This is a genomic window from Sphingomonas sp. (genome assembly GCF_035758555.1).
Taxonomy (GTDB): domain Bacteria; phylum Pseudomonadota; class Alphaproteobacteria; order Sphingomonadales; family Sphingomonadaceae; genus Sphingomonas_B.
The window spans coordinates 1-12,352 of record NZ_DASTXI010000059.1; the positions used below are offsets into that span (position 1 = coordinate 1).

A 12,352-nucleotide genomic window follows, 5' to 3' on the forward strand; every position below is an offset into this window, starting at 1 on the left:
CACCGCAAGGGCCTTCCGGTCCGCGGCCAGCGCACCCACACCAACGCCCGCACCCGCAAGGGGAAGGCGAAGCCGATCGCCGGCAAGAAGAAGTAATCAGGCCGGTCGAGCGGCCCGTCCGGCGCCGCTCCTGGTCCTTGAAGAAAAGGTCAGAACGAAATGGCACGTGAACCGCAGCGTATCCGCCGCCGCGAACGCAAGAACATCACCGCCGGCGTCGCGCATGTGAACGCCAGCTTCAACAACACGATGATCACCATCACCGACGCGCAGGGCAATGCGATCAGCTGGTCTTCGGCCGGCATGATGGGCTTCAAGGGCAGCCGCAAGTCGACGCCCTATGCCGCCCAGGTCGCCGCCGAGGACGCGGGCCGAAAGGCCGCCGAGCACGGCGTCCGCACGCTCGAAGTCGAAGTGAAGGGCCCGGGTTCGGGCCGCGAGTCGGCGCTGCGTGCGCTGCAGGCGGTCGGTTTCCAGATCACCTCGATCCGCGACGTGACGCCGATCCCGCACAACGGCGTTCGTCCGTCGAAGCGCCGCCGCGTCTGATCGTTTTTCGCGCGGAGCCGGAACCTCCGGCCCCGCGCCGCTTTACCCGGCGGAAGGTGTGCACCCTTCCGCCCTACCCCGAGGGGAACACAGTGGCTGTCAACGCAAAGAACTGGCAGGAACTTAAAAAGCCGACGGCTCTCGAAAAGAAGCCGGGCGGCGACACCAAGCGGAAGGGCAACTTCGTTGCCGAACCGCTGGAGCGCGGCTTCGGCCTGACGCTCGGCAACGCGCTGAGGCGCGTTTTGCTGTCCTCGCTGCAGGGCGCGGCAGTGACCTCGATCAAGATCGAGAACGTGCTGCACGAATTCTCGTCGCTCGCCGGCGTGCGGGAAGACGTGACCGACATCGTGCTGAACGTGAAGCAGATCGCGCTGAAGATGCAGGGCGAGGGCGCCAAGCGCCTGCAGCTCTCCGCGACCGGTCCGACCGAAGTCACGGCGGGCATGATCAACGTCTCGGGCGACATCGAGGTGATGAACCCCGATCTGGTGATCTGCCACCTGGACGAGGGCGGCACGCTCAACATGGAACTGACCGCCGAAGTCGGGAAGGGCTATGTGCCGGCGGCGAACAACCGCCCGGCCGATGCGCCGATCGGCCTGATCCCCGTGGACGCGCTGTACTCGCCGGTCCGTCAGGTCGCCTACAAGGTGGAAAACACCCGCGTCGGCCAGGAACTGGATTATGACAAGCTGACGATCACCGTCGAGACCGACGGCACGATCACCCCGGACGACGCGCTCGCCTATGCCGCGCGCATCCTCCAGGACCAGTTGCAGCTGTTCGTCCACTTCGACGAAGGCATGCCGGTCGCCCAGCCGGGCGGCGGCATGATGGGCGGTGCGATGGCGCCGATGGAGGCCGAGACCGACTCGAACCAGCTCAACCGCTATCTGCTGAAGAAGGTCGACGAGCTGGAGCTGTCGGTGCGCAGCGCCAACTGCCTGAAGAACGACAACATCATCTATATCGGCGATCTCGTGCAGAAGACCGAGGCAGAGATGCTCCGCACGCCGAATTTCGGCCGCAAGAGCCTCAATGAGATCAAGGAAGTCCTGTCCTCGATGGGCCTTCGCCTGGGCATGGAAATCCCAGGCTGGCCGCCCGAGAACATCGAGGAAATGGCGAAGAAGCTGGAACAGGACATCATGGGCTGACGCCCATGGTGCTTATGAAGTAACGAAAGGCCGCCCGTGGGGCGGCCTTTCTATTTGGCTCTCAGTCGAAGAGCTCCGACAGGAACGACTTTCGCATGTAGTGCCGCTTGTCGCGATAGTCGCCTCGGTCGTAGCGCGGGGCTTCCGTGAAGGATGCCGGCGCGGCCGGCGCGCTGCGCTCGATGATCTTGTCGAGCTCGCCGCGATCCAGCCAGACGCCGCGGCAGGTGGGGCAATAGTCGATCTCGATCCCCTGCCGGTCGGACATGACCAGCACGGTTCCGTCGACCGGGCACGTCATCGAGGCCATCTCTTGCTGCGTCCGCATCGCTTACGCCCTCCCGACGCGCAGTTGGCGGCTGTGCAGCCGGTCCTTGATGGCGAGCCGCAGCTTCTTCAGCCGCAGCAGCCGGATACTGTCAGGGAAACGCCGCTTGAGCTCGCGCCGGATCTCGTCGTCGAGCTTCCGGTGGATGACGGTCAGTCGGTAAATCAATGCGTTCATAGCCTCTATCCAATCGCTGATGATGGATCGGGAGGACTGTGATGCAGGAGGGCCGAAAGGTCAGAACCTGCACCGAGAGCAATCCCGATGCGGTCCGACATCACGGTCGTTCATGGAACGGCCGCCAGAGGGGCCCGGTCCGCACAGTCAATCTAAGGGCCAGCCGCGGGGATTCAACCCGGCCGGCCTATGCCGCGTCGTCTCCAGCCGACGCGTTCCGCCTGTTTCGCGACCAGATGTTCAATGCCTCGACGGCGGCGGAAAAGGCCATCGCGGTGTAGATATAGCCCTTCGGCACATGGACGCCGAAGCCGTCGGCGATGAGCACGGCACCGATCATCAGCAGGAAGCCGAGCGCCAGCATGACGACGGTCGGATTGCGGCTGATGAAATTCGCCATCGGATCGGCGGCGAACAGCATCACCAGTACGGCGCACACGACTGCGATGACCATGACGGCAAGATGTTCGGTCATGCCCAACGCCGTCAGGAGAACCACCGATTCAAGCGCGGGCCGCCCGGCCTATTTCTCCAATTCCGCCATCGCGAGCAGCATCGTCAGGCCGGGGAGCATGCCCTTCAGGCTCGCGTCCTTATCCACGTCGATCCATTCGTCGAGCGCATGGGCGCGGCCGCCGCTGCCGCCGGAGCCGATCGTGATCCCGGGGATACCGAGATGCATCGGCACGTTGGCGTCCGTCGACGAGGTGCCGAGGTGCGGCGTCAGGCCTTGCGCCCTGATCGCCGCCTGCGCTGTGCGAACCAGCTCCGAATCGGCGGGCGTGGTGCCGGCGGGCCGATCGCCGATCACTTTCAGGTCGGCCTTGACCGGCCCCTCGCGCGTCGAGCGCGCGCCGTTCTCGCCTTCGACCGCGGCCGACACGATGCCCAGGAACCGCTGTTCGAGGCTGGCGAGCTCCTCGGCGCTGGCGGAGCGCAGGTCGAATTCCATGAACACCTTGTTCGGAATCGAGTTGACCGAGGTGCCGCCCCCCGTGACGCTCGCCGAATAGGTGGTCTTGGGATGCTTCGGCACCTCGACCTTATAGAGGTCGACGACGGCCTGGCTCATCGCCGCCATGGGGTTGACCAGCCCGAATGCGCCATAGCTGTGGCCGCCCGGACCGGTGAAGGTGACGCGGTAGCGCTTGGAACCGACCCCGCCGTTGACGACGCGGCTGCCGTCCGTGCCGTCCATCGAGAAGAAGGCCTTGATCCGGTCCTTGTACTTGCCCTTGTTGAACAGATAGCGGGTGCCGCGCAGGTCGCCCGGCCCTTCCTCGCCGACATTGCCGACGAACAGGATGTCGTGCTTCGTCTTCACGCCGGCCGCATTCATCGCGCGGACATAGCCGAGCAGCACGGCCAGGCTGCGCGTGTCGTCGCCCACGCCCGGCGCAAACAGCTTCGTCCCCTCGCGGCGAACCTTCACCGGCGTGCCCTCAGGGAAGACGGTGTCGAGATGCGCGGCGATCACGATCAGCGGCCCGCCGGCCGGTCTGGTGCCGCGGCGCAGGCCCATCACATTGCCTTCCGGGTCCATCTCCACGTCGGTGAGGCCGGCCGCCCGCAGCATTTCCAGATACGCCTCGCCGCGCGCCTTCTCCTTGAACGGCGGCGCCGGGATTTCGGTGAGCGTCACGATATCCTGCACGATCTTGTCGTGCTGGCTGTCGAGCACCGAGACTGCCTTCTTGTAGGCAGGGCTGGCGATCACCTTGGCGACGTCGGTGGCGGCGGACGCCTGCGCGGCGCAGCCGGCGAGCAGAAAGGCGGCAAACGTGAAGGCTTTGAACATGGATTTCCGCTTCGGAAGGAGGAGGGGCCCCCTTCCTAGCGGCGCGGTGGCGCGGGATTCAAGCGCACTCCAGGTGGTTTAACTTCATTCGATTGTATCGCTCGTCCCGAGCGGAGCGCGTAGCGCGAAGTCGAGGGGCGTTGGCTCCGAGCAGCGCCCCTCGACTTCGCTCGGGACGAGCGAGATATTGCGATCCGAAGTGAGCCTTGACCGACCCTAAGCCATTGCCAGCAGGCGGCGGTCGCCGGCCAGCCGCAGCATGGCGCGCTGCAGCTTTTCGAACGCGCGGACTTCGATCTGCCGGACGCGTTCGCGGCTGACGCCATAGACCTGGCTCAGTTCCTCCAGCGTCTTCGGCTCTTCGGCCAGGCGGCGTTCGGTCAGGATGTGCTTCTCGCGATCGTTCAGGTCGTCCATTGCCTCGAGCAGCAGCTCGTGGCGGACTTCCTTTTCCTCGCTTTCGGCGAGCAGTTCGTCCTGCAGCGGATCGGTGTCGGCCAGCATGTCCTGCCACTGGCTCTCGCTGTCGTCGCGCATCGTGACGTTCAGCGACGTGTCGCCGCCCATCGCCATGCGCCGGTTCATGCTGACGACGTCCGCCTCGGTCACACCAAGATCGGTCGCGATCTTGGTCACATCCTCGGGCTTCAGGTCGCCGTCCTCGAACGCGTCGATCCGGTTCTTCATCCGGCGGAGATTGAAGAACAATTTCTTCTGCGCCGCCGTGGTGCCCATCTTCACCAGGCTCCAGCTGCGCAGGATGAATTCCTGGATCGAGGCGCGGATCCACCACATCGCATAGGTGGCGAGGCGGAAGCCGCGATCGGGCTCGAATTTCTTCACGCCCTGCATCAGGCCGATATTGCCTTCGGAGATCAGCTCGGTGACGGGCAGGCCATAGCCGCGATAGCCCATCGCGATCTTCGCGACGAGGCGGAGGTGCGAGGTCACGAGCTGCGCGGCGGCTTCAGGGTCCTGATGCTCCTGATAGCGCTTGGCGAGCATGAATTCCTGTTCGGGCGTCAGGATCGGGAATTTCCTGATTTCCGAAAGATAGCGGTTGAGGCTGGCCTCGCCGCCCAGCGCGGGAATCGTCGCGGGGACGTTGTTGCCGTTGGCCATGATCTTGTCTTCTCCCTGCGAACCGCCGCGCCCATAGCCGGGCTGCGGCAAAAGCTTAACAAATCTATACGGACAATGCCCTTAACAGTTCCTGCATGTCAGCCGGCATCGGGCTGTCAAACGCTAAAGCGTGGCTTGTCACCGGATGAGTGAAGCCCAGGCGCGCAGCATGCAGGGCCTGTCGTTCGAAATTCAGTCGTTTCAACAGCTCGCGCGTCGCCGGGCGGCTGCGGCCATAGACCGGGTCGCCGAGCAACGGATGGCCGATCGACGCCATGTGGACGCGTACCTGGTGCGTGCGGCCCGTCTCCAGCCGGCATTCGACCAAGGCCGATTCGCGAAGTGCCTGCTCCAGCCGCCAATGCGTCACCGCATGTTTGCCACGGCCTTCGTTCACGACCGCGACCTTCTTCCTGTTCGCGTCGGAGCGTGCCAGGTTGGCGTCGACCGTGCCCGAGCGCTTTGGCAGCCCGGCGACGATCGCCTTGTAGCGGCGATCGATCGAGTGCGCGGCGAACTGCTTCGCCAGCCCCTCATGCGCGCGGTCTGTCTTGGCGGCGACCAGCAGCCCGGACGTATCCTTGTCGATCCGGTGGACGATCCCCGGCCGCGCGACGCCGCCGATGCCGGACAGGTTGCCGGCGCAGTGGTGGAGCAGCGCGTTGACGAGCGTGCCGTCCGGATTGCCCGCGGCCGGGTGGACGACCATGCCAGCCGGCTTGTCGATCACGATCAGATGCTCGTCTTCGAACACGACGGCGAGCCCCAGATCCTGCGGTTCGTTGTGCGCGGGCCGCGGTTCGGGCACCTCCACGGCAAAGCTTTCGCCCGCGCGGGTCTTCAGGGCCGGATCACGCGGTTGGACGCCGTCGGCGCGTCGCACCTGCCCTGACGAGATCAGGGCCTTGATCCGTTCGCGCGACAGGGTCGGCAGCGCCGCGGCGAGCGCGCGGTCGAGCCGCCAGCCTTCCGCTTCGGCTCCGATCGTCGCGTCGAGAATGGAAACCCCCCGGTTCATCCGGTAGCGGATGTGGGCATGAAGGTGCGAATTTCAAGGACCGTTCTGGATGCGATCCGGTCCCATGCGGCCGCGGACGCACCGCGCGAAGCTTGCGGCCTGCTGTTCGGCACGGCGGAGCTTGTCGACGCCGCCATGGCGGCAATCAACGTCGCCGACGATCCGGAGCGGCACTTCGAGATCGACCCTGCCACGCTGTTCGCGGCGATCAGGGCGGCGCGGGCAGGGGGGGCGAAGCTCGCCGGCTATTATCACTCGCATCCGAATGGGCGGGCAGAGCCGTCAGCGACTGACCAGGCCATGGCAGCACCGGACGGCAAGCTCTGGCTGATCGTAGCGGGTGGTGCGGTGACTGGTTGGCGAGCGGAGCCGGATGGATTCACGTCAGTGGAGATCGACTGAGCGACGGCTTGCATCGCACGAATCCGTCCGCCACTAGAGGGGCCCATGACCACTGCCGCCATCGATTTCGCCAGCCTGCTCTGCTCGCGCCTTTGCCATGATCTGTTGAGTCCGGTCGGCGCGCTCAACAACGGTCTCGAGCTGCTTGCGGACGAGCATGACCCGGAGATGCGGGCGCGCTGCCTCGACCTGCTGAACGAAAGCGCGCGGGCGTCGGCCAACAAGCTCAAATTCTTTCGCCTCGCATTCGGGGCGGCGGGCGGCTTCGGCGACAGCGTCGATGCCCGCGAGGCGAAGGTCGCGATCGAGGGAATGTTCGGCGAGGGCGGCCGGATCGAGATCGGCTGGATGGTCGAGCCGGCGACGCTCAGCAAGCCTGCGATCAAGGTGCTGCTCAATCTGGCGCTGATCGCCGGCGACGCGCTGGTGCGTGGCGGGCGGCTCGACATCGGCGCCGAGCAGACCGCGAACGGCATCGAAATGGTGGTCCGCGCCGAAGGGCCGCGGCTGGTGCTCGATCCGGAGCTTCGTCAGGCGCTCGAAGGCCGCACCAGCGCCGAGGAAGTGACGCCGCGCGCCGCAGCCGCGTGGCTCGCGAGCGAGTTGGCGCGGCAGGCGGGCGGCACGATCCAGGTCTCGGCGCCCGAAGACCCGTTCGTGATGTTCGGCGCGATCCTCCGGGCGGGGTAAACCCCCTCTTAACTGTCGGCGCCCCATAGAACCTGCAGAGGTTAGTGGGGCCGATGGACGATCTTCTGGCGGAATTCCTGGCGGAGACGCGCGAGACGCTCGATGCGCTCTCCGGTGAGATCATCGCGTGGGAAGCGGATCCGAGCGACCGCGGCCGGCTAGATGCGATCTTCCGCTTCGTGCACACGGTAAAGGGAAGCTGCGGCTTTCTCGACCTGCCGCGCTTCGAGACGCTCAGTCATGCCGCCGAGGACGTGCTCGCCGAGCTACGCGCGGGCACGCGCACGGCCGACGCCGCGCTGGTCAGCGCCGTGCTTGCGATCATTGATCGCATCGGCGAGCTGACCGAAGCGCTTGAAGGCGGGGAGGAGCTGCCGAGCAGCGACGACGGCCTGCTGATTGCCGCCCTTTCCGCCGACAGCAATGTGTGCCCGGTCACCGGCGCCGCGCCGCACGTCACCCAAAGCGCGAACAAGGCGCCGGCGCGCAGCATCCGCGTGCCGCTGGAGCTGCTGGACCGGATGATGAGCGGCGTCTCCGACATGGTGCTGGCCCGCAACGAGCTGGCCCGGCGCCTGCGCGAGGTCGGCGCGGAGCAGGAAGTCGGCGGCGCGTTCGAGCGGTTGTCGACCTGCCTGGCCGACATGCGCGATTCGATCACCCGCACCCGCATGCAGCGGATCGAGAAGCTCTTCTCCGCGCTGCCGCGGATGGTCCGCGACACCTCGGCCGAACTCGGCAAGGCGGTCGATCTCGACATCGACGGCAGCGACGTCGAGCTCGACCGCGAGATGATCGAGTTGATGCGCGATCCGCTGACGCACATGGTCCGCAACTCGATCGACCACGGCATCGAGAGCGTCGAGGTGCGCACGAAGCGCGGCAAGCCCGAAGCGGGCCGGCTGTCGATCAGCGCGCGCCAGTCGGGCAACCAGATCGTCATCGAGATCGCCGACGACGGCAATGGCATCGACGAAGGCAAGTTGGTCGCAAAGGCGATCGCGAACGGCGTCATCACGCAGGAACTGGCGAACGCATTGCCGCCGGCGGCGCGCGCGGCGCTGATCTTCTCGCCCGGCGTTTCCACTGCCGAACAGGTTTCCGCCATTTCCGGCCGCGGCGTCGGCATGGACGTGGTCAAGTCCAACATCGAGCGGATCGGCGGCTCGATCGAGCTCGACAACCGGCCCGGCTTCGGCCTGCGGACGGTCATCCGCGTGCCGCTTACGCTGACGATCATCGCTTCGCTGACCGTGTCGGCGGGCGGCCAGAGCTTTGCGATTCCGCGCTCCGCGATCGAGGAGATCGTGCATGTGTCGAGCGCATCGATCCGCATCGACACCCTCGGCGATGCGACGATCGCGACGATCCGCGGCCGCGCCCTGCCGCTGCTGCATCTGGAGCATGTGCTCGGCACCGGCCATGTCGGCGAAGTGACCGGCCGCACGATCGTCGTCGTCAGCGCGGGCGCGGGCCTCTCCTACGCGCTCTGCGTCCAGGCCGTGCACGATCATGAGGAATTGGTCATCAAGCCGGCTTCGCCCGCGGTGATGGGCGCCGGCGTCTATGGCGGCATGTCGCTGCCGGACAGCGGCGTGCCGATGCTGATGCTCGACGCCGTCGGCATCGCTGCGCGCGCCGGCATCGAGCCGGAAGAAGCCAACCCGATTGCCGTGCTCACCCAGGAGGCTGCGGTCGACACCGGATCGGAGCTGACTTCGACGCTGCTGTTCCACGACCTGGCCGGCCGCCGCCGCGGCATCCGGCTGGGCGTGGTCGAGCGGCTCGAGGACGTGCCGGCCGATCGCATCGCCGATACCGCGGGCCGGCTCCGTGTCACTGTCGAGGGACGGCTGCTGCCGTTGCTCGGCTGCGAAGAGGGTCTGCCCGCAGGCGCGATGGTCAAGCTGCTGCGGCTGAGCGACGGCGCGTCGGAGCTCGCCTTCGCGATCGACGATGTGATCGATATCGTCCAGCTGCCGCCGGCGATGCACCGCGCGACCTCCGAAGGGCCGATCGCCGGCGTTGCGCTGGTGCAGGGCGAGCAGGTCGAGCTGATCGACGTGTTCTGGCTCTTTGCGCAGGCGGAGGCCGCGCCGGCGCGCGAGGAGCGGCCCTTGTGCCTGCTGGCCGATGCGGAGGATCGCTGGTCGCGCGAAATCCTGCGTCCGCTGCTCGAAGCTGCCGGATATCGGGTCGGCTTTGCCGGCGAAGCGGGCGAAGCGTCCCCGGACGTGGTGATTGCAGGCAGCGAGCCGGTGACCGCCGGCGCGGCCCCGGTTATCCGGCTGCGCCCCGACATGGCCGGCGCGAACGACGGCAGCGTCTATCGCTACGACCGGATGGGCCTGCTCGCCGCGATCGAAAGCCAGGTCGCGAAGCGGAGGGCGTGATGGAGAATCTGTATCTGATCGCGACGATTGCCGGCCAGCCGGTGGCGATCCACGCGTCGCTGGTCGAATCGGTCGTGGACCTGGGTGCGATCGCGCCGGTGCCGCTGGCGCCGCTGCACGTCGCCGGGCTCGCGGCGCTGCGCAGCAAGGTGCTGACCGTGATCTGCTGCGAATGCTCGCTGGGTTTCTCGCCCACCACGCGCGGGCCGCGGCGGGCAGTGGTGATCCAGATCGACGGCCATCACTATGGCCTGGTCGTCGGATCGATCGAGGACGCGCGCGTGATCGACGAGCCGCCGCAGCCGATCCGTGCGCGGCTGGAGCCCGGCTGGGCCCGGATCGCAACGGGCATGCTCGAATATGACGGCGAGTCGCTGCTGCTGATCGATCCCGAACGGCTGATCGCCGGCCTGGACGAAGCGCTGGCGGCGTGAGGCGCCATCTTTAACTCCGTCCTTACTCTCTCGGGGTTAGGGCAGGGCACGATAGAACAAAGGTCGAGTACGCTTTATGAAAACCTGCCTTGTCGTCGACGATTCCAAGGTCATCCGGAAAGTCGCGCGCCATATCCTCGAAACGCTCGACTTCGAGGTCGCGGAGGCCGGCGACGGCCGCGATGCGCTCACCCATTGCGAGGCGACTCCGCCCGACGTGGTGTTGCTCGACTGGAACATGCCGGTGATGAGCGGGATGGAATTTCTGAAGGCGCTGTCGGCGACCGATCTGCCGAAGCGGCCCAAGGTCGTGTTCTGCACGACCGAGAATGGTATCGGTCACATCAAGGCGGCGATCGAGGCCGGCGCCGACGAATATGTGATGAAGCCGTTCGATCGCGACACGATCGCGAGCAAGCTGCAGATCGTCGGCCTCGCCTGAGAGACGCGTCCGGCGATGCCGCCCCGCGCCCTGCCGAGCGCCCGTCAGGTGGCCGCCGATAGCAAACCCATTCGCCTGCTGATCGTCGACGATTCGGCGGTCGCGCGTGCGGTGTTCACGCGCATGGTCGGCGAACGGCCCGAATTCGAGCTTGCCGCGACCGTGCCGAGCGCGCGGGCGGCATTGGCCTTTCTGGCGCGCGACCGCGTCGACATCATCATCCTCGATATCGAAATGCCCGGCCAGGACGGGCTGAGCGCGATGCCGGCGCTGATCGCCGCGAGCCGCGGCGCGCGCGTGCTGATCGTCTCCTCGTCGGCCGAGCAGGGCGCTGCCGCGTCGATCCAGGCGATGACGCTGGGTGCCGCCGACACGCTTGCCAAGCCGGGCGCCGGCGCCTTTGGCGGCCGCTTTGCCGAGGTGCTTGCCGAAAAGCTGGTGCGGATCGGCCATGCCCCTGATGGCGAGGCGAGCGGCGCTCGGCCGCAGGAGCCGATGCCGCAGATCCGGCTGCGCGGCATGAACGAAGGCCGTGTGGCCTGCGTCGCGATCGGCGCCTCGACCGGCGGCCTTCATGCCTTGTCCGACCTGCTGCGCGCGCTGCCGTCCGCATTCGGCGCGCCGATCCTGATCACGCAGCATCTGCCGCCTTCCTTCATGAACATCTTCGCGACCCAGGTGCAGGAAATGTCCGGCCGGCCGACCTCGGTCGCGCGCGCCGGCATGCCGCTGGCGCGCGGGCGTATCCTGATCGCGCCGGGTGACGGGCACCTGTCGGTCGAGGTGACCGGCGGCATGCCGCGCGTCCGGATCACCGCCGAGCGGGTCGAGAGCGGCTGTCTCCCCTCGGTCGATCCGATGCTGGCCAGCGTGGCCGAGGCGTTCGGCGCTACCGCCGTCGGCATCGTGCTGAGCGGCATGGGCCGCGACGGCCTGCGCGGCGCCGAGCGGATGGCCCATGCGGGCAGCGACATCTTCGTCCAGGACCGTGCCAGCTCGGTCGTCTGGGGTATGCCGGGCGCGGTCGCGCAGGCGGGCCTTGCCAGCGCCATGCTGCCGCCGTTCCAGCTCGCGGACCTGCTCGCCCGCCGGGAGCGGATCGCCGCATGACGATGGACAAGACCGCGCTCCGCCATCTGGCCGGCCTGCTCGAGCAGCGCACCGGCCAGCAGATCGGCCCCAACCGGCTGTGGCGGATCGAGACCGTGCTCAAGTCGCTGATGCGCGAGCGCGGGATTCCCAACCTCGATGCACTGGTGGGCGAGCTGAGCCTGGGCCGCGACGTCATGCTCGCGAGCGAAGTGGTCGAAGCGCTGCTCAACAACGAGACCTTCTTCTTCCGCGATGCCCAGGCGTTCGATCTGGTGCGCAACGGCGCATTGGAGGCGCTGCGCCAGGCGCGCGCGTCGACGCGCCGGATCAGCATCTGGTGCGCCGGCTGCTCGACGGGCCAGGAAGCCTATTCGCTGGCGATGATCTTCGCCGATGCCCGCGCGAAATGGGACGGCTGGTCGATCGACATTACCGCCACCGACGTCTCCGAAGCGGCGATCGAAAAGGCGCGCGGCGGCTATTACAGCCAGTTCGAGATCCAGCGTGGCCTGCCAGTCTCCTCGATGCTCAAATGGTTCGATCAGGTCGGCGAGGAATGGCGGGTGAAGCGCGATCTCGCGCGCTATCTCCGCTTCCGCCGCCACAATGTCCTGATGGCGCAGACCGGCAGCTTCGACCTGATCCTGTGCCGCAACGTGCTGCTCTATTTCAGTGCGGAGCGCCGCCGCGAAGCATTCGACCGCCTCGCCACAAGCCTCGCGCCCGACGGTTATCTCATGCTCGGGG

The 12,352-nt window shown here is 66.9% G+C and carries 14 protein-coding genes and 2 pseudogenes; 10 read left to right on the forward strand and 6 right to left on the reverse strand.

Features of this window, described 5'->3' with window-relative positions; translation table 11 throughout:
- From VFT73_RS03260 to VFT73_RS03270, 3 genes and pseudogenes are all read left to right on the forward strand, one after another.
- Positions 1-96 (forward strand): annotated as a pseudogene (locus VFT73_RS03260) (30S ribosomal protein S13); the annotation flags it as partial.
- Positions 97-159: 63 nt separating this feature from the next.
- Positions 160-549, forward strand: coding sequence for a 30S ribosomal protein S11 (gene rpsK / locus VFT73_RS03265; protein ID WP_010545745.1), 390 nt, complete (start codon positions 160-162; stop codon positions 547-549).
- 92 nt (positions 550-641) lie between these two features.
- The gene (locus VFT73_RS03270; protein WP_326408717.1) at positions 642-1,709 is read left to right on the forward strand and encodes a DNA-directed RNA polymerase subunit alpha; all 1,068 of its coding nucleotides are present in this window, start codon (positions 642-644) and stop codon (positions 1,707-1,709) included.
- A 61-nt stretch (positions 1,710-1,770) separates the two neighbouring features.
- On the opposite strand, the gene VFT73_RS03275 is transcribed toward VFT73_RS03270, so the two are convergent.
- The 6 genes and pseudogenes from VFT73_RS03275 to VFT73_RS03300 all read right to left on the reverse strand — a co-directional run bounded on the left by VFT73_RS03275 (position 1,771) and on the right by VFT73_RS03300 (position 6,152).
- The gene (locus tag VFT73_RS03275; RefSeq protein WP_326408718.1) at positions 1,771-2,037 is read right to left on the reverse strand and encodes a zf-TFIIB domain-containing protein; all 267 of its coding nucleotides are present in this window, start codon (positions 2,035-2,037) and stop codon (positions 1,771-1,773) included.
- A gap of 3 nt (positions 2,038-2,040) precedes the next feature.
- Positions 2,041-2,214, reverse strand: a complete 174-nt coding sequence (locus tag VFT73_RS03280) for a DUF465 domain-containing protein (RefSeq protein WP_326408719.1) — start codon at positions 2,212-2,214, stop codon at positions 2,041-2,043.
- A 187-nt stretch (positions 2,215-2,401) separates the two neighbouring features.
- Positions 2,402-2,707: pseudogene (locus VFT73_RS03285) on the reverse strand (TerC family protein); the annotation flags it as partial.
- A 30-nt stretch (positions 2,708-2,737) separates the two neighbouring features.
- The gene (locus VFT73_RS03290) at positions 2,738-4,012 is read right to left on the reverse strand and encodes a M20/M25/M40 family metallo-hydrolase (RefSeq protein WP_326408720.1); all 1,275 of its coding nucleotides are present in this window, start codon (positions 4,010-4,012) and stop codon (positions 2,738-2,740) included.
- Between the two features lie 216 nt (positions 4,013-4,228).
- Positions 4,229-5,134: an RNA polymerase sigma factor RpoH gene (gene rpoH / locus VFT73_RS03295; RefSeq protein WP_326408722.1), complete on the reverse strand. Its 906-nt coding sequence runs from the start codon at positions 5,132-5,134 to the stop codon at positions 4,229-4,231.
- Between the two features lie 64 nt (positions 5,135-5,198).
- Entirely contained in the window at positions 5,199-6,152 is a 954-nt protein-coding gene (locus VFT73_RS03300) for an RluA family pseudouridine synthase (protein WP_326408723.1), read from the reverse strand.
- An 18-nt stretch (positions 6,153-6,170) separates the two neighbouring features.
- Here VFT73_RS03300 and VFT73_RS03305 point away from each other — a divergent pair, with 18 nt between their 5' ends.
- The 7 genes from VFT73_RS03305 to VFT73_RS03335 all read left to right on the forward strand — a co-directional run.
- Entirely contained in the window at positions 6,171-6,554 is a 384-nt protein-coding gene (locus VFT73_RS03305) for a M67 family metallopeptidase (protein WP_326408724.1), read from the forward strand.
- A 45-nt stretch (positions 6,555-6,599) separates the two neighbouring features.
- Positions 6,600-7,244 (forward strand): histidine phosphotransferase family protein, encoded by a 645-nt coding sequence (locus VFT73_RS03310; protein WP_326408725.1) that lies wholly within the window; start codon positions 6,600-6,602, stop codon positions 7,242-7,244.
- A gap of 53 nt (positions 7,245-7,297) precedes the next feature.
- On the forward strand, positions 7,298-9,637 hold the full coding sequence (locus VFT73_RS03315) for a chemotaxis protein CheA (RefSeq protein WP_326408726.1): 2,340 nt from the start codon (positions 7,298-7,300) through the stop codon (positions 9,635-9,637).
- On the forward strand, positions 9,637-10,071 hold the full coding sequence (locus VFT73_RS03320; protein ID WP_326408729.1) for a chemotaxis protein CheW: 435 nt from the start codon (positions 9,637-9,639) through the stop codon (positions 10,069-10,071). Before VFT73_RS03315 ends, VFT73_RS03320 begins: the two co-directional genes overlap by 1 nt.
- A gap of 76 nt (positions 10,072-10,147) precedes the next feature.
- Positions 10,148-10,513 (forward strand): response regulator, encoded by a 366-nt coding sequence (locus tag VFT73_RS03325; RefSeq protein ID WP_046347172.1) that lies wholly within the window; start codon positions 10,148-10,150, stop codon positions 10,511-10,513.
- 48 nt (positions 10,514-10,561) lie between these two features.
- Positions 10,562-11,623 carry a chemotaxis-specific protein-glutamate methyltransferase CheB gene (gene cheB, locus VFT73_RS03330; protein ID WP_326408727.1) on the forward strand — a complete coding sequence of 354 codons (1,062 nt, stop codon included), beginning with the start codon at positions 10,562-10,564 and terminating at the stop codon, positions 11,621-11,623.
- A partial coding sequence (locus VFT73_RS03335; RefSeq protein WP_326408728.1) for a protein-glutamate O-methyltransferase CheR occupies positions 11,620-12,352 on the forward strand: 733 nt, incomplete at its 3' end. The genes cheB and VFT73_RS03335, both read left to right, overlap by 4 nt.

Coding starts and splice junctions, on each gene's coding strand:
- rpsK (WP_010545745.1), top strand. CDS start 160: ATGGCACGTGAACCGCAGCGTATCCGCCGCCGCGAACGCAAGAACATC.
- VFT73_RS03275 (WP_326408718.1), bottom strand. CDS start 2,037: ATGCGGACGCAGCAAGAGATGGCCTCGATGACGTGCCCGGTCGACGGA.
- VFT73_RS03280 (WP_326408719.1), bottom strand. CDS start 2,214: ATGAACGCATTGATTTACCGACTGACCGTCATCCACCGGAAGCTCGAC.
- VFT73_RS03290 (WP_326408720.1), bottom strand. CDS start 4,012: ATGTTCAAAGCCTTCACGTTTGCCGCCTTTCTGCTCGCCGGCTGCGCC.
- rpoH (WP_326408722.1), bottom strand. CDS start 5,134: ATGGCCAACGGCAACAACGTCCCCGCGACGATTCCCGCGCTGGGCGGC.
- VFT73_RS03300 (WP_326408723.1), bottom strand. CDS start 6,152: ATGAACCGGGGGGTTTCCATTCTCGACGCGACGATCGGAGCCGAAGCG.
- VFT73_RS03305 (WP_326408724.1), top strand. CDS start 6,171: ATGAAGGTGCGAATTTCAAGGACCGTTCTGGATGCGATCCGGTCCCAT.
- VFT73_RS03310 (WP_326408725.1), top strand. CDS start 6,600: ATGACCACTGCCGCCATCGATTTCGCCAGCCTGCTCTGCTCGCGCCTT.
- VFT73_RS03315 (WP_326408726.1), top strand. CDS start 7,298: ATGGACGATCTTCTGGCGGAATTCCTGGCGGAGACGCGCGAGACGCTC.
- VFT73_RS03320 (WP_326408729.1), top strand. CDS start 9,637: ATGGAGAATCTGTATCTGATCGCGACGATTGCCGGCCAGCCGGTGGCG.
- VFT73_RS03325 (WP_046347172.1), top strand. CDS start 10,148: ATGAAAACCTGCCTTGTCGTCGACGATTCCAAGGTCATCCGGAAAGTC.